Source organism: Bacillus sp. NSP9.1, assembly GCF_000465465.2.
Taxonomy (GTDB): Bacteria; Bacillota; Bacilli; order Bacillales; family Bacillaceae; genus Bacillus; species Bacillus sonorensis_A.
Genome location: NZ_CP048273.1, coordinates 1,972,137 through 1,993,436, shown reverse-complemented (window position 1 = coordinate 1,993,436; position 21,300 = coordinate 1,972,137). Strand labels below are relative to the sequence as shown.

Below are 21,300 nucleotides of genomic sequence, written 5' to 3'. Positions count from 1 at the left end.
GCGGGTTAAAAGCTGATGGAGCGCCCGCTAAAATATATGTTTTTGTGAATAAAGATAGAAGGTTAATTCAACAATAAAAATAATGAAAGCATTTCTAAGGAGGCAACCTCAAGTGCGAATTTTCTTTTTGATCTTCATTCAAACCGTTATGCTGCTTTCAGCCTGCGGCATTCAAAATAATGCTCAAAACGAGGCAAATGAACTGCCGGGCAACAAACCGATTCATGTGAAAAACACCGCCCAGGAGCCTGTGAACAGGGAAGACGGACAAGCGATTTCAAAGCGTCTCGTCAAAATCACCGAGCGTGTTCCAGGTGTCAATGACGCGACAGCCATCGTCCTCGGGAGGCTCGCCGTCGTCGGCATTGATGTCGAAGATAATTTGGAGCGCAGCAAGGTCGAATCGATCAAATACTCTGTCGCCGAAGCTTTGCAAAATGATCCTTACGGCGCAAACGCGGCCGTTGTCGCAGACCCCGACACCGTGAACCGCCTCAGGACAATAGGAAAAGAAATTCAGGCGGGCAGACCTGTGAAAGGCATCCTTGATGAGCTGGCGGCAATTGTCGGACGCGTTATGCCGGAAGTACCGAATGATGCAACAGATGATCAAAAAACAAATCCGACAAAGTCAAACAATGACCAGCTGAACGGCAACCGGCAAAAACAGCTTGAAAAAGAGCAGAATGATCAATCAAACAAACATATGAAAAACAGACAGTAAAAGCCATAAAAAGCTTGTGCCTTTACCTTTCTTGACGGCATGAGCTTTTTCCTTTGTTTCGCCTTAAGAAAATGTAATTGTACCTTTCATTCGTGATATAATGATCTTTAAGCGAGGTGAACGATGTGAGGGTAAAATGTTCATTGTGCGACAAAATCGACAAAATCGATGATGACACACTCATTGCCAAACGGCTTCGAAACCGGCCCATACATACGTATTTGTGCAACGACTGTTACGAACGCATCAAAGTCAAAACCGAGAATCGGATCAAAACGGGCCGTTTCAAACTATATCCGCACAGAAAAGATAAAGAACAGGTCAAAACATAAAAAAGACATGGACAAACGTTCCATGTCTTTTTTGTGTTTTTTGTTACAAACGAAACAAAATATTGAAATTTTATTGATAAAAGTTATCATTTATAGTATTTTTAAATTGTTTCATACGTAACAAAAAAGGAGTGATTTGTAATGGATTTTGATGTTATGATCGTTGGAGGCGGCCCGGTCGGTCTGATGACGGCTTGCGAATTGGCGCTGGCCGGCGTGCGTACGTGCATCGTTGAACGCCTGAGGCAGCCTTCTCCCCATTCAAAAGCGCTGACGCTTCATCCGCGGTCAATCGAAATTTTGGAGATGCGCGGCCTGTTTGATCTGTTTAAAGAGCGGGGGAAACCGCTGCCGTACGGACATTTCGCAGGTCTTGACACGGCATTGGACTTTTCTGCACTTGACACCGGCACCAGCTATACGCTGTTTCTTCCTCAGACCGATACCGAGGAATTGCTTGAAAAGCATGCGTACAGCTTAGGCGTCTCTATTCTTCGCGGTCATGATGTCCTGGCCGTCCGGCAAAACGATGACCATGCAGAGCTCGTCGTCCAAGGCCCTGACGGCATGTCCTTTTTAACGGCAGCCTACATTGTCGGTGCCGACGGAGCGGGAAGCACCGTCCGCAAACAGACGGGAATCGCGTTTCACGGAAGCGATGCAAGCCTGACCGCCGTGCTTGGGGATGTAGCCCTTCACTCTCCGCCTAACTCCAGTTTTTATACGTGTATGAATGAAGAAGGCGCCGTCGTCATCGTTCCTTTGTCACCCGGTGTTTACCGCGTGCTCATCGTGTCGCCGCACAAACCTCAGCGCCTATTGCATGAACCGGTGACATTGGAAGAAATACAAAAAGGCCTGATACAGGTTTGCGGCACCGATTTCGGCACATACGATCCGGTTTGGATGTCCCGGTTCGGCAATGCGAGCCGATTGGCGGAACGCTACAGATCGAAAAGAATCTTCCTGGCGGGGGATGCAGCGCACATTCATTTTCCTGCCGGCGGACAAGGGTTAAATGTCGGTCTTCAGGATGCGATGAACCTCGGCTGGAAGCTTGCTTCAGCCGTCAAAGGCAGGGCTTCCGAATGGCTCCTGGACAGCTATCACACGGAAAGGCATCCCGTCGGCAAAGAACTTCTCCGCAATACGCAAATCCAGACAAAGCTGTTTGATTTTACCCGGGAGGGACTGTATTTGCGCGAGCTGCTTTCAGACCTTCTCACATTCCCTGAGGTCAATCGCTATCTCGCAGAGCAAATCGCCGCCCTGAGCATCAACTATCCGGCAGATGAAACGATGCCGAAGCACCAACTGAATGGAAAGCGGCTGCCCGACCTGGAGATTACGCTGAAAGACGGCTCAGCTAAGCAGCTCTATTCGTTTCTTCATTCCGCAAGCTTTTTATACATCGCATTTGAGGAAGAGCAAACATCCCCCCATTGCCATCCGCATCTGAAAACGGTAAAAGCAAAAGCTGTGCCGGAGCGGCCGGAATGGGACGATGTCAAAGCAGCATTGATCCGTCCGGACGGCCATGTTGCCTGGGCCGTCAGCAAATCGCACCAAGACCCGGAAGCGCTCATATCACAAGGCATTCGCCGCTGGTGCGGAAATGTTCAAATGCCCTCCTTATAATCATTTTGTTTCAGCTGAAACAAAATGATATAATAAAGCAGGAAATCGACCAAAAGGAGACTGTTTTCTGCATGGAACATTTGACATACGCCAAACATGAGATTTTTGACATGTACATTGCACTCATCCATCAGCAAGAACAGCAGGAAAGCGCGATGAAGGAGCGAATATCGGCCGAAATCGAGATCATGGAGCAGGAATTGGGCTCAGAGCTGAATCTGACCATGTCTGACATTCATACCATCGCCTGCATTGGGGATCACGAACCGATTAATGTCACATCAATCGCAGGGAAGATGAACCTGTCAAAAGCGACCGTGTCAAGAATCACAGCGAAGCTGATCAAAAAAAACCTCACCGGCAAAACCCAGCTTAGCGACAATAAGAAAGAGATCTATTTTCGCTTAACAGGGAAAGGAAAAACCGTCTATGCCATTCATCAGCGGGAACACGAAAAAATTGAAAGACGTTTTAAAGCATTTTTAGACCGCTACTCAGCGGAGGAAATCCTTTTTGCCAGACGGCTGTTCAACGACTTGCTCATGAATGACTTTTTGGCGGAACCGTAAAAAAGACACAGCTAAGGCTGTGTCTTTCAGATTATTGACAAAATCGTAAAACGGTTTAAAGTTTTACGATTTTGTCATCCTTTCAGCGTGATTAAAAACCCTTGCAGTCTAGGAAGGCCGAGCATCGGAGCACAGCGAATGTTGCAATTCGTGAGCACCGAAGCGCAGGCCTGACAACGAATGCGAAGGTTTGTCGACACGCTGAAAGACACAGCTAAAGCTGTGTCTTTTTACGTACCGAACCGCTTATGTTCCGGTCTCCTGTCCTTTTTTAGAGCGGTGCAGCCGGATCTTGTAGATCGTCAAAATAAGGACCGCGACGATCAACCCTTCCCCGACCGGCAGAAACACCCCGAAAAACGTCAGAAATGTACATCCCAAAGCGAGAAAGAAATAAATAATCGCACTTTTTAACATCGGCAGCCGTTTGGCAAACCCCAGTTTAAAAACGATGGCAGACAGAAGCAAGATGGTGGCATAAAGCCACCACATTCCCGCTTCGGGATGCTGATCCACTTTATAAAGAGCGGCAAAAAATGAAAGCCGTTCACTTACATCAGGCAAAAAGATCCCCCTCCCCTTTATCTAGTTGGGTTGCTCTTTTTTAAGTTCTGCAAACTTTACGACAATCCTGCCAACTTCTTCTTTTTCGCTGCTTTTTCGCGTTCGTTTTTATCAAGAATTTTCTTTCTCAGCCTGATCGATTCAGGCGTTACTTCGCAATATTCATCTTCGTTCAAGTATTCAAGCGACTCTTCAAGCGACATGATGCGCGGTTTTTTCATGCTGACCGTTTGATCTTTTGTCGCTGAACGGACGTTTGTTTGCTGCTTCATTTTGTTGATGTTGACGACAAGATCGTTTTCGCGGTTGTGTTCGCCGACGATCATGCCTTCATACACTTCTGTCCCCGGCTCAACAAAAATGACGCCTCGTTCCTCAACGCCTTGAATACCGTAAGCTGAAGCTTTTCCTGTATCCATTGAGACGAGGACCCCTTGACGGCGGCCGCCGACTTGCCCAGGCTCAACCGGCTGATAGCTGTCAAACGTGTGATTCAAAATACCGAATCCGCGTGTAAGGGAAAGAAACTCTGTTGAGTAGCCGATTAAACCGCGAGAAGGTACATTGAAAATCAAGCGGACTTGCCCGTTTCCGCTGTTGATCATGTCGATCATCTCGCCTTTGCGCGCACCCATCGATTCCATGACAGATCCAGTATGCTCCTCAGGCACATCGATTTGAACACGCTCGACAGGTTCACAGCGGACACCGTCGATTTCTTTGATGATGACTTCAGGTTTTGACACTTGTAATTCAAAGCCCTCGCGGCGCATGTTTTCAATTAAAATCGACAAATGAAGCTCACCGCGCCCTGAAACGATCCAAGCATCCGGAGACGGCGTCGGGTCGACCCGCAGACTCACATCGGTCTGCAACTGCTGTTCAAGACGTTCTTCGATCTTTCTTGCCGTCACATATTTGCCTTCGCGTCCTGCAAACGGGCTGTTATTCACGGCAAATGTCATCTGAAGCGTCGGCTCATCAATACGAAGCACAGGGAGCGCTTCCTGATGATCGATCGGACAGACCGTTTCGCCGACATTGATGTCTTCCATTCCGGACACCGCGACGAGATCCCCTGCTTTTGCTTCTTCAATCTCGACTCTTTTCAATCCTTGGAAGCCGAAGATTTTTGTGACGCGGAACGGTTTGGCGGAGCCGTCTAGCTTCATTAAAGCTACTTGCTGTCCGACCTGCATCGTTCCCCTGAATACGCGGCCGATCCCGATACGTCCGACATAGTCGTTGTAATCAAGCAGTGCCACCTGGAACTGAAGCGGCTCTTCACGGTTGTCGACAGGACTTGGGATATGGTTGACGATCGCTTCAAATAAAGCCTCCATATTTTCATCCTGCTGCTTTGGATCCGCTGATGCCGTGCCATTGATCGCTGAAGCATAGACCACCGGGAATTCCAGCTGTTCTTCATTTGCATCAAGCTCAATGAAAAGATCGAGCACTTCATCGACGACTTCTTCGGGACGGGCGAAATCGCGGTCGATCTTATTGACGACAACGATCGGCGTCAAATTTTGCTCAAGCGCTTTTTTCAATACAAACCGCGTCTGCGGCATGCAGCCTTCATAGGCGTCAACGACAAGCAGAACGCCGTCAACCATCTTCATGATCCGCTCTACTTCACCGCCAAAATCTGCGTGTCCTGGAGTATCCAAAATATTAATGCGTGTATCTTTATAGTTAATCGCTGTGTTTTTCGCTAAAATCGTAATGCCGCGCTCTCTTTCCAAATCGTTGGAATCCATGGCGCGTTCCGCCACATTTTCATTGGCACGGAATGTACCGGCCTGATGGAGAAGCTGATCCACAAGCGTCGTTTTTCCATGGTCAACGTGGGCGATAATAGCGATATTGCGAAGATCTTCTCGAAGTTTCACGTTTTCATCTCCTAAAAAATTTAGATAATCTTTCATATTATAACTGAGGAATGAAGTTATTTCAATTTGTTTCCGCATTTCAAGCTGTGAAAGCCCTTTATCTTCCCGGCGTTTTTCTGTAAACTAACAGTAGACTGAAAAAGGGGATGTCAGACGAATGAAACAAATCAAATGGATGTTCTTATTGCTCGCATTAGCCGCGGTTATCAGCATCATGATGGTCGGAGTGGCCATCGCCGAAAAAAGCCTGCTCGGGGTCGGGCTCGCCTTTGCGATTCTCATTGTTATCATGGGAACCGGATTCACCCTCAAAAAACGAATGCGCGAAAAAGGCGTACTTTAGTAAACGCGAAGCTCCTTTACGGCTAAAGGAGCTTTTTTCCTGACGAAAAACCGACCATTTTTTAGCCTGATGATAAAATGATTAGAACAAACGGTAGCCCGTTTTTATCTTTTTGCCCAGCCGGCCCGGCAAGCACTATCGGATCATGGTATCACTCTTCCTTTCCCCTATTTTTTCTCGAATTTTCTCTCGTTATCATTAAACTGCAGCAAAAAATTCGGAGGGAGAAGCGCGGACTCAGAACTTGAAATCAGATTAAAAAACCGGCGGCCAAGCCGCCAGTTTTTTTAAAGAAGGAAAAGATAAATGAAAAGCATCAGAAAGTACCCGCCGCCAAACAGTGCAGCCCCGGTGAGGATCAGCCGCCGATAGTATGTCTTCCTAAACTTTTGTTCTTCATCATCCCCTGTCTCCTTCACTACATTACCGTCATCGTGAATCATGATGGGACAGCTGGATATTTAACAACAAGACTATCCTTATAATGAGGATCCAATGCAAAATCATGTAGAAATGGATTCCCAAAAGTATTAGTAATCTGGAGTGCAGCTCCTAACAGCATCGCAAAAAGGAAAAAGATAGCCATATTCTTTTGTTTAAATAGGACGAAAGCATCAATGCCTAAAAGACTAACAAGCGACTTATCCTTCTTCGCTTTCGATGTCGGACAATCTTGGAGTGTCAATGAATACAGCGCAAGTAAAAGTGAAGCACCAGAAGCAACATATAACTGAATGTTGCTCAATTCAAGCTTCAAAAAACTAATCGTCCACATTGCAAGAATAAAACCGACTGTTCCAAAAACACGAACAGGCGGGAAGTCTTTTACTGTATCGAGCCCTGTTTTTTCTAAAGAAACGTAAGAAATGACATTAGATAAAGCAATTGTTGGCATATAAACGATTGCATTAAAAAGCATAACCCAAAACATGATGATAGGATCTGAAATCTGTGCAGCTACAAATAATGCGACAGCTCCAAAAAAGTGGCAAATCCCGTATAATCTATTTGCTTTTATCCAGCGATCTGCATGGTTGTCTACAAGCGTATAGCAGTTTGCCAGCTATTCGTGATGAAGTAGTCCGACGAATGAAGCGTGGTCATGTTTCTTTACTTGAAGATAAAATTCATGATGTAGAAGATATAGATTTTCACCATATTTTAAATGGAATAGAGAAAGAAGACCCTCTTTGTCTGGAAGTCGTTAAGGAAGCAGCTTATTTTTTTGGTATCGGTCTTAGTAATTTGATTTTCCTTTTACGCCCAGATATTGTGATATGTGGAGGAACCTTAGTTCCAAAACCTCTTTTTTATGAAGTAGCCTCTGAAACAGCACAAAAGCGACTCATACACTTTCCAAATAATCATGTTCAGATTGTTAAGTCAACCGCAGCTTACAATATCGTAGCACAGGGAGCGGGATGTATGATACTGGATTATTTCACTGAAGAGAACTTACCATAGGAAGCTGTTCGTATTTATGACTGACACCATTATAAAACCGGTATAAAACAACGTGTGTCCGTATGTCGTTGATGAACTTGATTTTCCGTCCTCATTTGCACATTATATCCAGATTTTAGTTGGCCGTTTTTCGTATGATCTTCTTTCATTCGCATAAAGCGGCATCATGGGCTGTTTTGGAATAGCTGTTCCTATCGGCAAATATACTGTTTTGTTTCTATAATTTTCTCGAATCAGCTTCAAAGATTTCTTCCATTGACTGCGTTCTTGGCGCTTCTCTTTGCGAATCTTTGTGTCTGTTTCCTCATCTATTTTGTCTGTTAATCGATCTACTTTTTCTTCGATTTGACTGACCACTGTCTCCAGGTTTTCTTAAGTCTCTAGATGTTGTGCTTTTTCTTCTGTCCAGATTCTAATTGTGTGAGTTCATGAATGTGCTGAAAGGCTTCCTGAATCCTTTCTTTTAACTTTGCTTCCCATGTCGCAGTAGACTTTTTCCATACGAAAGAATACTTGTTGGCATTGGCTTCGATTTTGGTACCATCTAAAAAGCAGTTTTCCATTGTCACTTATTTTTGTTCGATCAGTTTTAACATCATCGCTTCAAATAACGCATTCATGAGTGCCTTCATTGGTACACCACGGAATTCATTGATTGTGCGAAAATCAGGTTGTTGCAGGGCAGCCAACCATATAGCAGGGATGTTTTCTTTTGTTAATTTCTCAATACCTCGGCAAGAATAGACTTTTTGGAAATAACCAAATTTAAGCATCATTTTCGGATGAAAGGAACTTCGGCCTCCACCAGTATGATGAGAAAACAGTTGCTCATCTGGAACAGCTTCGACCATTTCGTCTACCACACGTGCCACATGATGTTCTGGAATGAGTTGTTCAAGGTCATAAATCGCTTGAATTTGACCGATTGTCATAAGGTTTGAACGTAGGAGCCAATTGTCTTTTAGACTTCTATTTTTCCTTTATGTCTGGCAGAAGTGTCATTTGCGTGTTATTTCGTAAATGTGTTCTGGCAACTCCATTTTACTAAAAGGACGATTTTTTTGTATTTTTTCAAAAAATAAAAAGGCTATTAGAAAGTCAGCAAAAGCTGACTTTCTGGACAGCCCCCTCTTTCGTATCATTTCCCAGGAGCTAGGGGTAAAACCATAATCAGATATTGTTCCCCCTTCTCATCTTGTTCTGCTTTCAATTGTTCAAATCCTGTACGAGCCAGCATGTTCAGCCATCCGTCCCTCTCATAAGGCACAGCGGCAAAAAGCGCTTTATGTCCCTTTTCATACAAGTGTTCTCCAATTGCTTCAATCACTTCTTTGGCCCGGCCTTTTTGGCGGAAATCGGGATGAACCAGCAATGTTCCAAGCCACGGTTTGCCATTGGAAGGCGCCCAGTCGAGGTGGAAGCTGACAGCCTCCGGGCGGCTGCCCTCTTCCCAAATGAGCCAGTGTCCGCTGTACATCTGATAGGAGCGCATATATTGTTCAACGCTTTGTCCGTTCAGCTCTTCTTCGGCCCATTCCGGACTTTCTTCAATCACCTCTTCAAAAAACGCCGCATCGGCGGGGGAAAACGGCCTGCTATGCATGCGGCAGATAGTCTTTGAAAATCGTTTGGTGACAGACCGGGTTGCCGGCGATGATGCTGTTGTTTTCGAGAAAGTTGATCGGTTTTCCGTCAAGCGTTGTATATGTTCCCCCCACTTCATCAAGCAGGACGCAGCCGGCAGCATAATCCCAAGGGGCAAGTCTCATCGTCACATAGGCATCCATTCTTCCAGCCGCCACATAAGCGAGCTCTAGCGCCGCTGATCCGTATGAGCGCGTCCCTCTGACACGTTTAACGAGCGGAGATAAAACGCTTGGATCAATCCGTCTGTTTTCTGTGATCCAAGTCGCATTGATCGCAAGAATCGCTTCCTCAAGCGGCACGTCTTTCATCTTGCCAAGCTTTGTATCATTCATATAAGCGCCCTCGCCTTGGAACGCATGGTACAGCTCATCATGTGTCACATCATAAATCAGGCCGATTTTGCCTTTCCCGTTTTCAAAAATACCGATCGAAATCGCAAAATTACGTTTTTGGTGAATAAAATTCATGGTTCCGTCGATCGGATCGATGATCCAGACGATCCCGTCCAATGACGTGAGCTTGTCTCCCTGGCCTTCTTCGCCGAGTATACGATGATCAGGAAATACCGATTGGATTTTGTCAATAAAAAAACGCTCTGTCTCTTTATCAATGTTTGTCACAAGGTCATTAGGATTTGATTTTGTTTCAATCGTCATCTTTTCTTTCATCGACTGTTTGATTTTCTCGCCTGCTTCTTTCACCCAGCTTTTCGCCAGGCGGTCGATTTCCTTCCAGTTCGTCATCACACAACCTCTTTTCTATGTATACCTATTGATTTATTCATAGCATACTGATTTTAAACGGGGAAAATCAAGAAAAAAAGCCCAGGACGCTCAGATAAAAACGAACCTGACTGACGGTTCGTTTTTATTATGGTTTCAACCATGTAATCTGATCCATTCTTTTCTTAAGCGTTCCAGCTTGCGTTTACTCAGCTCAATTTGGGTTTCATCGTTTTGTTCCATAGCTTCAAAAAGCGTCGCCAATTCATAATCAACCTCAAGCCTCCAGACAGCGGCCCGATTGTCCTTTTCTTCCTTCATCCCCTGCTTCACGATTGGTTTCATTTGCCTACGCTCCTTCCAGAGAAAATTGATTTTTAGGAGACATCCTTCTGGTCATAGCTCCCCGCGGCATTTATATTAATTTTCTTATTCATATCGTATGAATCGCTAAACCATTCGTAACATCATTCGCAAAATTGTGTGTTTACCTAACGATTCCCGAAAAACCTTATGTTGAAACGTATTTTTTTGTTTAAAAAAGCAACTGTGATAAAATATCATTACTGATCGGATCAAGGAGGAAAAACATGAACAATCTGCGTTTTACTGAAGAAGATTTTAATACATTTACAATAGAAGGTTTAGATGCGCGGATGGAGGTTCTGAAAGAGACGGTACGCCCCAAGCTTCAGGGGCTTGGAGATCATTTTGCGCCTGCTCTGTCCGCTCTGACAGGTGATGAAATGTTCGTTCATGTTGCAAAGCATGCGCGCCGTTCAGTCAATCCGCCAGATGACAGCTGGGTCGCTTTTGCAAACAATAAGCGGGGCTATAAAAAGCTGCCCCATTTCCAAATCGGCTTATGGAAGACCCATGTTTTCGTCTGGTTTGCACTGATTTATGAGTCTCCGCTCAAAACGGACTACGGACGGCTTTTTAAAGAACATCTGGATGACATCAAGAACCGGATTCCTAACAGCTTTGTCTGGTCGCCGGATCATACGAAGCCGGAAGCGCGCAAAGCGTCTGATATGACAGACGAAGACCTAAAACAGCTGTTTGACAGGCTGGTCAATGTCAAAAAAGCCGAAGCGCTCTGTGGAATTCAGCTTTCCAAAGATCAGGTGCTGCAAATGAGTGAAGATGAATTTCTATCAGAAATTGAAGCTTCTTTTGAAAAGCTTGCTTTTCTTTACAGGCTGACGCAAAAAGCAGGAGAATCGGTTTAAAAAGGGATGCGGAGGCATTCCCTTTTTACATTTTAATTTTCTGATCCTCCGCTTGTTCTTTCGCTTTTTTTACGACTTGATACGGAGAATAATGACTCGCTTCTTCAAACTGGCTGCACAGCTTTTTTTCTTCCGCCTTTCCCGGAACAATTTCTTTAAAGCGCCGGTATGCGCTCAATAATACATCGCGTTCAATGCCTTTCTCATATGCCAGTTCAACCGTTTGAAAAAACGAAATGACATCTATCGCTTCCTCTGTCGTCCAGTCTTCATTCATCGGATATTGATATCCTTCCATTTGACTCATCTCCTTGTACGTTCGCCATCAGACGGCTTTTTGTTTAGTATTCGTTTTCTTTTTTTCGTCTATCCCCGGGCGGGAAAGATCATAAATTGTACTTTACATTCTTTCAAGATCATAATATAATTCATTTGTTTTATGCCATCAAGGAAAAACTGAAAAATAACCCGACGAATTTTGATAAACAATAGACATTAACAGGCATTTTAATGAAGGTGGGAAATTAATTGTTGCAGCAGGAAACACCCCTATACACAGGATTAAAGAAGCACGCCGCCCGAAATCCGATTCAATTCCATATTCCCGGCCATAAAAAAGGATCCGGGATGGACCCTGAATTCAGAAGCTTTATCGGAGAAAACGCTCTAAGCATAGATTTGATCAATATTGAGCCGCTTGATGATCTGCATGCTCCAAAAGGAATCATCAAAGAGGCGCAAGACCTGGCTGCCGAAGCGTTCGGAGCCGATTATACGTTTTTTTCCGTCCAAGGAACAAGCGGCGCCATCATGACGATGGTCATGGCTGTCTGCGGGCCTGGAGACAAAATTATCGTACCGAGGAACGTCCATAAATCGGTGATGTCCGCGATCGTCTTTTCAGGAGCCGTTCCCATTTTCATTCATCCGGAAATCGATGATGAACTGGGGATCTCACACGGCATTACGCCCGAATCCGCGAAAAAAGCGCTCGAGGAGCATCCGGATGCCAAAGGTCTTCTCGTCATCAATCCGACTTACTTCGGTATTGCTGCCGATTTAAAAAGCATCGTAGAGCTCGCCCATTCATTTGACGTCCCTGTGCTCGTTGATGAAGCACACGGTGTTCATATCCATTTCCATGAAAAGCTCCCCCTATCAGCCATGCAGGCGGGGGCCGATATGGCGGCAACGAGCGTCCATAAACTCGGAGGTTCGCTTACACAAAGCTCAGTGCTGAATATCAGAGAAGGACTTGTATCAAAAGAGAGGGTTCAATCGATTTTAAGCATGATGACGACAACATCAACATCCTACTTACTTCTCGCTTCCCTCGATGTCGCCAGAAAGCGTTTGGCGACGGAAGGGCACGAATTAATTGAACAGACGATCAAGCTGGCCGAAGAAACAAGGAAGCGCATCAACGGCATCAAAGGCATCTTTTGTGTGGGCAGGGATATTCTCGGCACTAAGGCAGCTTATGATTATGATCCGACAAAGCTGATTATTTCTGTCAAAAATCTTGGTTTGACGGGACACGATGTGGAAAAGTGGCTGCGCGAGTCGTATCATATTGAAGTCGAACTTTCCGATTTATACAACATCCTTTGCATTTTTACGCCGGGAGACCGCAAAGAAGACGCAGACGTACTCGTTCAAGCGCTGACCGATATCGTTCATCAGGCGGTTTCATCTCAAGAAAGTAAACGTACACCGGAGGTGCTGCTGCCGAATATACCGGCGCTCGCCATGACACCCCGTGATGCGTTTTACGCCAACACGGAAGTCGTACCGTTCAAAAAAGCGGCCGGAAGGATTATCGCCGAGTTTGTCATGGTATATCCGCCGGGGATTCCGATTTTCATTCCGGGAGAAATTATTACAGAAGACAATATCAACTACATTGAAAAGAACCTTGAAGCGGGCCTGCCCGTTCAGGGGCCGGAAGATGACACACTGCACATGATTCGCGTCATCAAAGAACAGCAAGCCATCCTTTAAAAATGAAAAGCATGCGGCCGTTTAAAAGCCGCATGCTTTTTTTCTACTCCTTCTCTTCCAAATGGCAGTTGCACTTTCCACACGTACCGTAAAGGATCGTCACTTTCTCATCTTCAAAATGCTGAATCGGCTCATTACAGTCCTGACAAACGATCGTGCCCATTTTTCATTCCCCTTTTCGTTTCAAAATGGAAGCGGTTTATCTCTTTGGTTACTTTTATAATATGATGTCACATTGTCGTTGTCAACGGTAAATTGTATAACACATTTATATTATTTTGCTCATTTTTCAAAAAACGGGCAGACAGGAAAATCGCTCCTTCCCTCAATCAAGTGTATTCAACACATTTTCTTTTAGGAGAGCAATTTTCAGCCGATTTGACGAGTAAGTCTTTATTCCTATAAGCAAACCTCATCTGTGTACGGATCAAGAAAAAACAAGAGTTTTCATTTATGTAACAAATGGGTAACAAGTGATCATTTTTTAGAGGATCAATGATAAAATAGGAATTGTTTACTAATGAATGGAAATAACAGAACCAGGAAAATCGGCTTGCATTTTATAGAGAGGTGAAGAAACGTCATGTTGTTTCGAGCTATTTTCACCGCCATTTGTTTCTTATGTTTCATGAGCGGATGTTCGTTTTCCCAAGACACTGAAGACGAACATCAAAGTGACGAACAGCCTCACGTTAAACTGATCTTTTTTTCCGACGATGAGCATATGGATCGTGAAATTGCTTATTATGATGCACTGATGGATTTAAAAAAAGAATATCCCAAGCAGGTTGCAAATATGGAAATTTTAGAGGAGAAGGGAAAGTGGAAAAAGGACGTTCATATATTTCCATGTTTGCTGCTTGTCAATGATAAAAAAGTACTAGTTAAAATTGAAGGAAAAATCAAAGATAAGGAAAAAATCGTCAAGCTTCTTAAGGAGCAATTAAAACCATAAAAGCGCTGTTCTGTTTCAGGGAATCTCCGGCCTCCGGCGGTACATCTTCTTCAAACAAAAATCCCCCGTTTAACGGGGGATTTTTAGCTGCTTATTTTACGACGTGAATCGGCATTCCAATAGCTACTTCCGCAGCTTCCATTGTGATTTCTCCCAATGTCGGGTGAGCATGGATCGTCATCGCAATGTCTTCTGCAGTCATTCCTGCTTCGATTGCCAAGCTCAGCTCAGAAATCATATCAGAAGCGCTGGCACCGGCGATCTGCGCACCGATGACAAGTCCGTCTTCTTTGCGTGTCACAAGTTTAAGGAAACCGTCAGTTTCATTTAATGACAGCGCACGTCCGTTAGCTGCAAATGGGAATTTGGCAGCTGTCACTTCAAGGCCTTCTTCTTTAGCCTGTGCTTCAGTGTAGCCGACTGATGCCAGCTCAGGCTCAGAGAAGACAACTGCTGGAATTCCGAGATAATCGATTTCCGCAGCTTCTCCAGCAATCGCTTCAGCAGCAATTTTGCCTTCATAAGATGCTTTGTGGGCAAGCGGCGGTCCTTCGATGATATCGCCGATTGCATAAATGTTGGAAACGTTTGAACGGCATTGTTTGTCTGTTTTGATGATGCCGCGGTCTGTCATTTCAATGCCGACTTGCTCAAGACCAAGCTCATCTGTGTTCGGCACGCGTCCGACCGTTACAAGTACGTAGTCAGCATCAACGGTTTTCTCTTCACCTTTGACTTCAAACGTCACGCTTACGCCGTCTGCTTTTTCTTCGACGCCTTTTGCCATCGCATTTGTATGGATCTCAACATTGCCTTTTTTCTTAAGGTTGCGTTTGACAAGAGAGCTCATTTGCTTCTCAAAGCCTGGGAGGATTTCGTCTCCGCCTTCAAGAACAACCACTTCTGTACCGAAGTTGGCATAGGCTGTTCCAAGCTCTGTACCGATGTAGCCGCCTCCGATGACAACGAGCTTTTTAGGAATTTCTTTCAGCGCCAATGCACCGGTTGAATTCAAGACGCGGTCGCTATATTTAAAGTTTGGCAATTCAATAGGACGTGAACCCGTTGCAATGATCGCATTTTTGAATGTGTAGGTTTGAGCTGAATTCTCATCCATCACGCGAACAGAATTGCTGTCTACGAAATATGCTTCACCTTTTACGATATCGACTTTGTTGCCTTTCAGAAGGCCTTCAACACCGCCGGTAAGCTTTTTCACAACAGAGGCTTTCCATTCTTGAACTTTTGTAAAGTCTACTGTTACGTTTTCAGCCGTGATCCCCATATCTTCAGAATGCTTTGCATTCTCATAACGGTGGCCTGCATTGATCAGCGCTTTTGAAGGGATACATCCGACATTCAGACATACGCCTCCAAGATTGCCTTTTTCAACGATGGTTACTTTTTGTCCAAGCTGAGCGGCGCGGATGGCAGCTACATAGCCGCCAGGACCCGCACCAATGACGAGAGTATCTGTTTCAATAGGGAAATCTCCTACTACCATGACATTACGCCTCCATTAAAATTAGTTGTGGATCGTTCAGTAAACGCTTGATGTGATTCAACGCGTTTTGTGCAGTTGCCCCGTCGATCATACGGTGGTCAAAGCTTAGAGAAAGAGCCAGAACAGGTGCAGCGACAATTTCGCCGTCGCGCACAATCGCTTTTTCAGCGATACGGCCGATTCCAAGGATCGCAACCTCAGGATGGTTGATAACCGGTGTGAACCATTGGCCGCCGGCAGAACCGATGTTGGTGATTGTGCAAGAAGCGCCTTTCATTTCAGCAGGAGCAAGCTTGCCTTCGCGCGCTTTTGTCGCAAGTTCGTTGATTTCATTGGAAATCTCAAACACAGCTTTGCGGTCCGCATTTTTAACAACCGGCACAAGCAGTCCTTTGTCGGTGTCTGCTGCAATACCGATGTTGTAGTAGTGCTTCTGAATCACTTCATCTGTATTATCGTCGATTGATGTGTTAAGTACAGGATATTTTTTCAGAGCTGATGTTAAAGCTTTTACCACGTAAGGCAGGTAAGTCAGCTTAATGCCTTGGTCAGCCGCAACTTGTTTAAACTGCTTACGGTGTGCGACAAGGTTTGTTACATCGACTTCATCCATTAGTGTAACGTGTGGAGCGGTATGTTTGGAATTCACCATAGCTTTTGCGATGGCTTTGCGGATTCCGCTCATTTTTTCGCGTGTTTCAGGGAACTCGCCTTCCGGAACTTGTACTGCAGCTTGCGGCTGTTGAGCAGGTTCTGCTTTCTCTTCAGCTTGAGCAGCTGGAGCTTCTACTGCTGCACCTCCGTTTAAGAAGCTGTCGATATCTTCTTTGAGAACCCGTCCGTTTTTGCCGGAACCGGCAACCTTCGCGATATCAACGCCTTTTTCACGAGCATATTTGCGAACGGAAGGCATTGCGATGACGCGTTTATTCGGATCTGCGTCTGCATCATCCTGCTTGGCTGCTGTTTCTTGTGCAGGTGCTTCAGCTTCTTCTGCTTTAGCCTCTTCAGTTTTAGCTTCTGATGATTCGTCGCTACCTTTAAATTGAAGATCTTCGTACCCTGGTGCATCAAATGTAATGATTGTCTGCCCGACGGTTGCGACTGTTCCCTCTTCAACTTTTAATTCTAATACTTTTCCCTTAACAGGTGAAGGAATTTCTACAACAGCTTTATCGTTTTGCACCTCTGCCAAAACGTCATCTTCGTTTACCTCATCGTTTGGCTTGACGAACCATTTTACGATTTCGCCCTCGTGGATTCCTTCCCCGATATCCGGAAGTTTAAATTCAAATGCCACAGTTTTCGACCTCCTAAGATATTTACGTAGTTGTTATTGTTTCACAGACTGTCAGTTATACGGCTGAAAATTCCCGCCTGACTGTGGAAATACATGAAGGGAAAAGACAAACGTCAACTTTCCCCTTCCTTCATATCTGATTAGATTAAAATTCCAATACTTTTTTTGCAGTTTCAAGCACGTCTTTATGGTTTGGAAGCCAAACGCCTTCAGCTTGAGAGAATGGGAATACAGTATCAGGCGCTGCCACGCGAAGCACCGGTGCTTCAAGGCTTAAGATGGCGCGGTCATTGATTTCCGCTACAACGTTCGCTGCAATACCTGCTTGTTTTTGCGCTTCTTGAACAACGATTGCACGGCCTGTTTTCTCAACAGATGCGATGATTGCGTCAATATCAAGCGGGCTGACTGTGCGAAGATCGACAACCTCAGCTGATACGCCTTCTTTTTCAAGTTCTTCAGCTGCTTTTAATGATTCGTGAACCATCGCTCCATACGTGATGATGGAAAGATCTGTACCTTCACGCTTCACATCGGCTTTTCCGATTTCAATTGTGTATTCTTCCTCAGGAACCTCCTGGCGGAATGAACGATAAAGCTTCATATGCTCAAGGAAGACGACCGGATCGTTGTCGCGGATCGCGGAAATCAAAAGTCCTTTTGCATCGTACGGAGTTGAAGGGATCACGACTTTAAGTCCAGGCTGCTGTGCAACAAGTCCTTCCAAGCTGTCCGCGTGAAGCTCTGGTGTATGAACACCGCCGCCAAACGGGGAACGGATTGTAACAGGAGAAGTCCAGCGGCCGCCGGAACGGTAGCGCATCCGCGCCATTTGGCCGGAAACTGAATCCATTACTTCATACACGAATCCGAAAAATTGAATTTCCATTACCGGACGGAAACCTTGTAAGCCCATACCGAGTGCAAGACCGCCGATACCAGATTCGGCAAGAGGAGTGTCAAATACGCGATCCTCACCAAACTCTTTTTGCAATCCTTCAGTCGCACGGAACACGCCGCCGTTAACACCGACGTCTTCTCCGAAAACTAAGACATTTTCGTCATTTTTCAGTTCTGTGCGTAACGCATCAGTGATTGCTTGAATCATTGTCATTTGCGCCATGGCTTACTTCGACTCCTTCTCTTTATAAATTTCCTTTTGTTCTGCAAGGTTGTAAGGAAGCTCTTCATACATGATGTCGATCAGGTCGGTCACTTTTTGCTTCGGCTCTTCGTCGGCTTTCTTGATCGCCTGTTTGATTTCTTCTTTTGCTTCTTCGATTACTTTGTTTTCTTCCTCTTCAGACCAGAGGCCTTTGTTTTCCAAGAACTTGCGGAAACGTACGAGCGGATCTTTCTGCTCCCACTCATTCTCGATTTCTTTCGTGCGGTATTTCGTCGGGTCATCGCCCGCCATTGTATGAGGACCGTAACGGAAGCAAAGCGTCTCAATCAGTGTCGGACCTTCGCCGTTAACAGCGCGCTCACGAGCTTCACGGGTAGCAGCGTACACAGCAAGCGCATCCATTCCGTCAACTTGAATGCCGACGATACCGGCGGCCGCTGCTTTTTGAGCGATGGTTTGTGCTGCTGATTGTTTTTCTACAGGTGTAGAAATCGCATAGCGGTTGTTTTGGACGACGAAGATAGCCGGAGCTTTATAAGCACCCGCAAAGTTGATTCCTTCGTAGAAATCCCCTTGTGAAGCGCCTCCGTCACCTGTATAAGTGATCGCTACTGCTTGTTTGCCGCGTTTTTTCAGACCGAGGGCCACACCGGCTGTCTGAATGTACTGCGCACCGATGATGATTTGCGGTGAAAGCGCATTAACATCATCCGGCATTTGATTTCCCCGGAAATGTCCGCGGGAGAACAAGAACGCCTGATAAAGCGGAAGCCCGTGCCAGATCAGCTGCGGAACGTCACGGTAGCCCGGAAGGACGAAGTCTTCTTTCTCAAGCGCAAAATGCGTTGCTATTTGAGAAGCTTCCTGTCCGGCAGTCGGCGCATAGAATCCGAGGCGGCCTTGTCTGTTCAGAGAAATAGAACGCTGATCCAGAATTCGCGTAAACACCATGCGGCGCATTAATTCTTTTAATTGATCGTCTGATAAATCAGGCATTGCCGTTTCATTTACGACTTCGCCTTCTTCATTCAAAATTTGAAACGTTTCGAACTGCTTTTTAATGGCATCAAATTGCTTTTTGCTATCAACGATTGCTTTTTTCGTTTTTGCAGCCATATTCAAGTCACCTCTTCCTTTCTTTTAACAGTCATAGACGTTTATCCCTTATACATACAAAATTAGGGTGTCCTAAATTGACGGGCGCAACTCATATTTATTTCATATTAGCCGCTTTGATGGTTGTCGAAACTTTTATGTAAGGACAATACAACGCGTTCTAAAACTGTATCATTTATCTTTTGCAACAAACTAATACAACAAGTTCCACCAAGGCTAAGTTTACACCAGCGAATGTGACACGTCAATCGATTTCATTCCCGAATTTCAATAAATGTATTCGCTTTATTCAATTCCCGTTTTAACGGTCTTCAGAACGGGATAAAACTGTGCTAGTATAGATAAGAATCTGTATTACAATAGCAATACAGATTTTGTCGAAAAAAGGAGAGCCGATTCAAATCAGCTCTCCTTCACATTAAATCCTGCCGCCTTGTAAAACTCTTTTTTGGCTTGATTAAAATCTTTTGTATAAGCGTTGAAGTCTTTGCTCCGCTTCAATACATCATCATACGATTTGTTGATTTTCTTCAGCTGGGCTTCGAGTTTGCTCAGTTCGAGATCCTTATTTTGCAGGAGCTTGTACAATTCTTTGTCAAGTCCGATGGCGCTTTTATATGCTGCATAAAGCGTCCCGTACGCCTTGTAGCGCTTCTCCATATAAGAAGCGGCATTCTCCGCTTTTTTCCTCACCTTTTCATCGCCGATCTTTTCGGCGGTCTCTTTATTCGCTTCAAATTCGCGCTTTGCCTTTTCAATGCTTTCCTTTTCCGTTTGTAAATGCGCTTCGCGTTTGTCTGCGTTTTTCAGCGCCTGATTGGAAAGCTTCACAACCTGATCAAAATCATCCATATTCAGCCTGATCATTTCTTCATAAAGCTTCGATTCGTTTTTTTCCAAGCTTTTCAGAGATGCCTGCTCCTTTTTAAACGGCTTTTCCAATTCGACGATCTTTTCCAGAGAGCCGTGCAAAGAACTTACGGGATCTTTCCATAAGCAGCCCGCCAGTAAAAATATCGCCGCACAAAAAACGGCAAGGACGGCCGGCACACGCAATGTTGATGATTTCACTCTGACTTTCCCCCAATCTAGACAAATTCCACTATAAAGTTTATTCGTATGTTTGACAACAAAAAATCCCGGTGTTTTTGGACATGCCGATACAAGATCGGTATGTATGGAGGGACGGTTTTAGAACAAAAACAATTTGGGAAATTTACGTGATGTTGGGCATTCGACTATACAACCATCCGACTTTTACATAATTTATATTAGACGCTATGCCTACTAAAGAAAAAAGGCTTTGCGTAAAACTACGGAGGAGGTCTTCATATGTACGGTTATTGCTGCCCTGGATACGGGTACGGCGGCGGATACGGTGGATATGGCTACGGCCGCACATTCGCTTTGATCGTTGTTCTCTTTATATTGCTGATTATTGTAGGTGCGGCATATTTAGGCTGCTAGTTCAGTGAAATCAACAAGACCAGCCGCTTTTTTGGCTGGTCATTTATGATGCAGAGACATTGCACGCCGGGGAGAACATCCGCTATACTTTACATATTAATCAGTGGGAGTGAAGAAGTTGATTACAATGGAAAACATTGTCCGCGACGGTCATCCCGCTTTGAGAACCGTCGCCGAAGAAGTGCAATTGCCAGCAAATGAAACGGAGATAAAGCAGCTGACTGAAATGATCGAGTTTGTCAAAAACAGTCAGGATCCCGAGATCGCTCAAAAATACAATCTTCGTCCAGGAGTGGGCCTCGCCGCTCCGCAAATTAATGTCAATAAAAGAATGATCGCCGTCCATGCCGAAGGCGAAGACGGCACATTATACAGCTACGCGCTTTTTAATCCCCGGATTGTCAGCCACTCCGTCCAGAAAAGCTACTTGACAAGCGGTGAAGGCTGCCTGTCGGTTGACGAGCCGATCCCGGGCTTCGTCCCGCGCTATGCGCGGATCAGAGTAAAAGCGACGACGCTTGAAGGCGAAAACATTGACATCCGTTTAAAGGGCTACCCTGCGATCGTCTTCCAGCACGAAATCGATCACTTAAACGGCATTATGTTCTATGACCATATCGACAAAGAAAATCCGCTGAAAGAGCCAGAAAACGCAATACCTGTCGGCAGATAGCGGCAAAAAGCGGATCGAAAGTTCGATC

26 protein-coding genes are annotated in these 21,300 nt (G+C 45.1%); 11 read left to right on the top strand and 15 right to left on the bottom strand.

The genetic code is table 11. The features are described 5' to 3' along the window. Positions 1-112: 112 nt before the first annotated feature. From M654_RS10360 to M654_RS10345, 4 genes are all read left to right on the top strand, one after another. Positions 113-724: a YhcN/YlaJ family sporulation lipoprotein gene (locus M654_RS10360; RefSeq protein WP_026586831.1), complete on the top strand. Its 612-nt coding sequence runs from the start codon at positions 113-115 to the stop codon at positions 722-724. A 125-nt stretch (positions 725-849) separates the two neighbouring features. After that, complete coding sequence (locus M654_RS10355) at positions 850-1,056, top strand: YlaI family protein (protein WP_035428057.1); 207 nt, start codon at positions 850-852, stop codon at positions 1,054-1,056. A 141-nt stretch (positions 1,057-1,197) separates the two neighbouring features. Next, positions 1,198-2,694, top strand: a complete 1,497-nt coding sequence (locus M654_RS10350) for a monooxygenase (protein ID WP_026586829.1) — start codon at positions 1,198-1,200, stop codon at positions 2,692-2,694. 71 nt (positions 2,695-2,765) lie between these two features. After that, the gene (locus M654_RS10345; protein WP_026586828.1) at positions 2,766-3,263 is read left to right on the top strand and encodes a MarR family transcriptional regulator; all 498 of its coding nucleotides are present in this window, start codon (positions 2,766-2,768) and stop codon (positions 3,261-3,263) included. Positions 3,264-3,509: 246 nt separating this feature from the next. On the opposite strand, the gene M654_RS10340 is transcribed toward M654_RS10345, so the two are convergent. Together M654_RS10340 and typA are read right to left on the bottom strand one after the other, a co-directional pair. Continuing rightward, positions 3,510-3,827 (bottom strand): YlaH-like family protein, encoded by a 318-nt coding sequence (locus M654_RS10340; RefSeq protein ID WP_026586827.1) that lies wholly within the window; start codon positions 3,825-3,827, stop codon positions 3,510-3,512. A 56-nt stretch (positions 3,828-3,883) separates the two neighbouring features. Further along, positions 3,884-5,722 carry a translational GTPase TypA gene (typA, locus tag M654_RS10335; protein WP_026586826.1) on the bottom strand — a complete coding sequence of 613 codons (1,839 nt, stop codon included), beginning with the start codon at positions 5,720-5,722 and terminating at the stop codon, positions 3,884-3,886. A 157-nt stretch (positions 5,723-5,879) separates the two neighbouring features. Here typA and M654_RS10330 point away from each other — a divergent pair, with 157 nt between their 5' ends. Further along, the gene (locus M654_RS10330) at positions 5,880-6,065 is read left to right on the top strand and encodes a YlaF family protein (RefSeq protein ID WP_026586825.1); all 186 of its coding nucleotides are present in this window, start codon (positions 5,880-5,882) and stop codon (positions 6,063-6,065) included. 439 nt (positions 6,066-6,504) lie between these two features. On the opposite strand, the gene M654_RS10325 is transcribed toward M654_RS10330, so the two are convergent. Continuing rightward, a complete protein-coding gene (locus M654_RS10325; RefSeq protein WP_277692907.1) occupies positions 6,505-7,059 on the bottom strand; it encodes an MFS transporter in 555 nt (184 codons plus the stop codon). Positions 7,060-7,154: 95 nt separating this feature from the next. Here M654_RS10325 and M654_RS10320 point away from each other — a divergent pair, with 95 nt between their 5' ends. Beyond that, positions 7,155-7,529 (top strand): ROK family protein, encoded by a 375-nt coding sequence (locus M654_RS10320; protein WP_236251230.1) that lies wholly within the window; start codon positions 7,155-7,157, stop codon positions 7,527-7,529. A 102-nt stretch (positions 7,530-7,631) separates the two neighbouring features. On the opposite strand, the gene M654_RS10315 is transcribed toward M654_RS10320, so the two are convergent. The 5 genes from M654_RS10315 to M654_RS10295 all read right to left on the bottom strand — a co-directional run bounded on the left by M654_RS10315 (position 7,632) and on the right by M654_RS10295 (position 10,243). Next, on the bottom strand, positions 7,632-7,886 hold the full coding sequence (locus tag M654_RS10315; RefSeq protein WP_026586823.1) for a hypothetical protein: 255 nt from the start codon (positions 7,884-7,886) through the stop codon (positions 7,632-7,634). 212 nt (positions 7,887-8,098) lie between these two features. Further along, positions 8,099-8,461 (bottom strand): transposase, encoded by a 363-nt coding sequence (locus M654_RS10310; RefSeq protein ID WP_035428053.1) that lies wholly within the window; start codon positions 8,459-8,461, stop codon positions 8,099-8,101. Between the two features lie 206 nt (positions 8,462-8,667). After that, the gene (locus M654_RS10305; RefSeq protein ID WP_026586822.1) at positions 8,668-9,132 is read right to left on the bottom strand and encodes a GNAT family N-acetyltransferase; all 465 of its coding nucleotides are present in this window, start codon (positions 9,130-9,132) and stop codon (positions 8,668-8,670) included. Further along, on the bottom strand, positions 9,125-9,919 hold the full coding sequence (locus tag M654_RS10300) for an inositol monophosphatase family protein (RefSeq protein ID WP_026586821.1): 795 nt from the start codon (positions 9,917-9,919) through the stop codon (positions 9,125-9,127). The genes M654_RS10305 and M654_RS10300 overlap by 8 nt, the downstream gene beginning before the upstream one ends. A gap of 135 nt (positions 9,920-10,054) precedes the next feature. Further along, a complete protein-coding gene (locus tag M654_RS10295; RefSeq protein WP_026586820.1) occupies positions 10,055-10,243 on the bottom strand; it encodes a hypothetical protein in 189 nt (62 codons plus the stop codon). Between the two features lie 245 nt (positions 10,244-10,488). Between M654_RS10295 and M654_RS10290 the strand changes: the two genes are divergently transcribed. Continuing rightward, positions 10,489-11,130 carry a YktB family protein gene (locus tag M654_RS10290; RefSeq protein ID WP_026586819.1) on the top strand — a complete coding sequence of 214 codons (642 nt, stop codon included), beginning with the start codon at positions 10,489-10,491 and terminating at the stop codon, positions 11,128-11,130. A gap of 25 nt (positions 11,131-11,155) precedes the next feature. Here the strand turns inward: M654_RS10290 and M654_RS10285 are convergent, their stop codons facing one another. After that, positions 11,156-11,428 carry a UPF0223 family protein gene (locus M654_RS10285; protein ID WP_026586818.1) on the bottom strand — a complete coding sequence of 91 codons (273 nt, stop codon included), beginning with the start codon at positions 11,426-11,428 and terminating at the stop codon, positions 11,156-11,158. 230 nt (positions 11,429-11,658) lie between these two features. On the opposite strand from M654_RS10285, the gene M654_RS10280 reads away from it, so the two are divergent. Beyond that, on the top strand, positions 11,659-13,131 hold the full coding sequence (locus tag M654_RS10280; protein ID WP_026586817.1) for an aminotransferase class I/II-fold pyridoxal phosphate-dependent enzyme: 1,473 nt from the start codon (positions 11,659-11,661) through the stop codon (positions 13,129-13,131). Between the two features lie 43 nt (positions 13,132-13,174). Here M654_RS10280 and M654_RS10275 read toward each other — a convergent pair whose 3' ends face one another. Beyond that, complete coding sequence (locus M654_RS10275) at positions 13,175-13,294, bottom strand: GapA-binding peptide SR1P (RefSeq protein ID WP_077736891.1); 120 nt, start codon at positions 13,292-13,294, stop codon at positions 13,175-13,177. Positions 13,295-13,855: 561 nt separating this feature from the next. Between M654_RS10275 and M654_RS23890 the strand changes: the two genes are divergently transcribed. Beyond that, complete coding sequence (locus M654_RS23890; RefSeq protein WP_236251229.1) at positions 13,856-14,086, top strand: hypothetical protein; 231 nt, start codon at positions 13,856-13,858, stop codon at positions 14,084-14,086. 91 nt (positions 14,087-14,177) lie between these two features. Here M654_RS23890 and lpdA read toward each other — a convergent pair whose 3' ends face one another. From lpdA to M654_RS10245, 5 genes are all read right to left on the bottom strand, one after another. Further along, positions 14,178-15,590, bottom strand: a complete 1,413-nt coding sequence (lpdA, locus tag M654_RS10265) for a dihydrolipoyl dehydrogenase (protein WP_026586815.1) — start codon at positions 15,588-15,590, stop codon at positions 14,178-14,180. 4 nt (positions 15,591-15,594) lie between these two features. Beyond that, positions 15,595-16,890 (bottom strand): dihydrolipoamide acetyltransferase family protein, encoded by a 1,296-nt coding sequence (locus tag M654_RS10260; RefSeq protein WP_026586814.1) that lies wholly within the window; start codon positions 16,888-16,890, stop codon positions 15,595-15,597. Between the two features lie 145 nt (positions 16,891-17,035). Further along, positions 17,036-18,013: a pyruvate dehydrogenase complex E1 component subunit beta gene (gene pdhB, locus M654_RS10255; protein WP_026586813.1), complete on the bottom strand. Its 978-nt coding sequence runs from the start codon at positions 18,011-18,013 to the stop codon at positions 17,036-17,038. Between the two features lie 3 nt (positions 18,014-18,016). After that, positions 18,017-19,132 (bottom strand): pyruvate dehydrogenase (acetyl-transferring) E1 component subunit alpha, encoded by a 1,116-nt coding sequence (pdhA, locus tag M654_RS10250; RefSeq protein ID WP_026586812.1) that lies wholly within the window; start codon positions 19,130-19,132, stop codon positions 18,017-18,019. Positions 19,133-19,534: 402 nt separating this feature from the next. Further along, positions 19,535-20,203: a YkyA family protein gene (locus M654_RS10245; RefSeq protein ID WP_026586811.1), complete on the bottom strand. Its 669-nt coding sequence runs from the start codon at positions 20,201-20,203 to the stop codon at positions 19,535-19,537. Positions 20,204-20,464: 261 nt separating this feature from the next. Between M654_RS10245 and M654_RS10240 the strand changes: the two genes are divergently transcribed. Next, the gene (locus M654_RS10240; RefSeq protein ID WP_035428051.1) at positions 20,465-20,599 is read left to right on the top strand and encodes a YjcZ family sporulation protein; all 135 of its coding nucleotides are present in this window, start codon (positions 20,465-20,467) and stop codon (positions 20,597-20,599) included. Positions 20,600-20,717: 118 nt separating this feature from the next. Then, on the top strand, positions 20,718-21,272 hold the full coding sequence (gene def / locus M654_RS10235) for a peptide deformylase (protein WP_026586810.1): 555 nt from the start codon (positions 20,718-20,720) through the stop codon (positions 21,270-21,272). Positions 21,273-21,300: the final 28 nt, after the last annotated feature.

Coding starts and splice junctions, on each gene's coding strand:
- M654_RS23890 (WP_236251229.1), top strand. CDS start 13,856: ATGGATCGTGAAATTGCTTATTATGATGCACTGATGGATTTAAAAAAA.
- M654_RS10310 (WP_035428053.1), bottom strand. CDS start 8,461: ATGACAATCGGTCAAATTCAAGCGATTTATGACCTTGAACAACTCATT.
- M654_RS10345 (WP_026586828.1), top strand. CDS start 2,766: ATGGAACATTTGACATACGCCAAACATGAGATTTTTGACATGTACATT.
- pdhB (WP_026586813.1), bottom strand. CDS start 18,013: ATGGCGCAAATGACAATGATTCAAGCAATCACTGATGCGTTACGCACA.
- M654_RS10350 (WP_026586829.1), top strand. CDS start 1,198: ATGGATTTTGATGTTATGATCGTTGGAGGCGGCCCGGTCGGTCTGATG.
- M654_RS10305 (WP_026586822.1), bottom strand. CDS start 9,132: ATGCATAGCAGGCCGTTTTCCCCCGCCGATGCGGCGTTTTTTGAAGAG.
- M654_RS10300 (WP_026586821.1), bottom strand. CDS start 9,919: ATGACGAACTGGAAGGAAATCGACCGCCTGGCGAAAAGCTGGGTGAAA.
- lpdA (WP_026586815.1), bottom strand. CDS start 15,590: ATGGTAGTAGGAGATTTCCCTATTGAAACAGATACTCTCGTCATTGGT.
- M654_RS10290 (WP_026586819.1), top strand. CDS start 10,489: ATGAACAATCTGCGTTTTACTGAAGAAGATTTTAATACATTTACAATA.
- M654_RS10295 (WP_026586820.1), bottom strand. CDS start 10,243: ATGAAACCAATCGTGAAGCAGGGGATGAAGGAAGAAAAGGACAATCGG.
- pdhA (WP_026586812.1), bottom strand. CDS start 19,132: ATGGCTGCAAAAACGAAAAAAGCAATCGTTGATAGCAAAAAGCAATTT.
- M654_RS10320 (WP_236251230.1), top strand. CDS start 7,155: ATGAAGCGTGGTCATGTTTCTTTACTTGAAGATAAAATTCATGATGTA.
- M654_RS10285 (WP_026586818.1), bottom strand. CDS start 11,428: ATGGAAGGATATCAATATCCGATGAATGAAGACTGGACGACAGAGGAA.
- M654_RS10275 (WP_077736891.1), bottom strand. CDS start 13,294: ATGGGCACGATCGTTTGTCAGGACTGTAATGAGCCGATTCAGCATTTT.
- M654_RS10240 (WP_035428051.1), top strand. CDS start 20,465: ATGTACGGTTATTGCTGCCCTGGATACGGGTACGGCGGCGGATACGGT.
- M654_RS10330 (WP_026586825.1), top strand. CDS start 5,880: ATGAAACAAATCAAATGGATGTTCTTATTGCTCGCATTAGCCGCGGTT.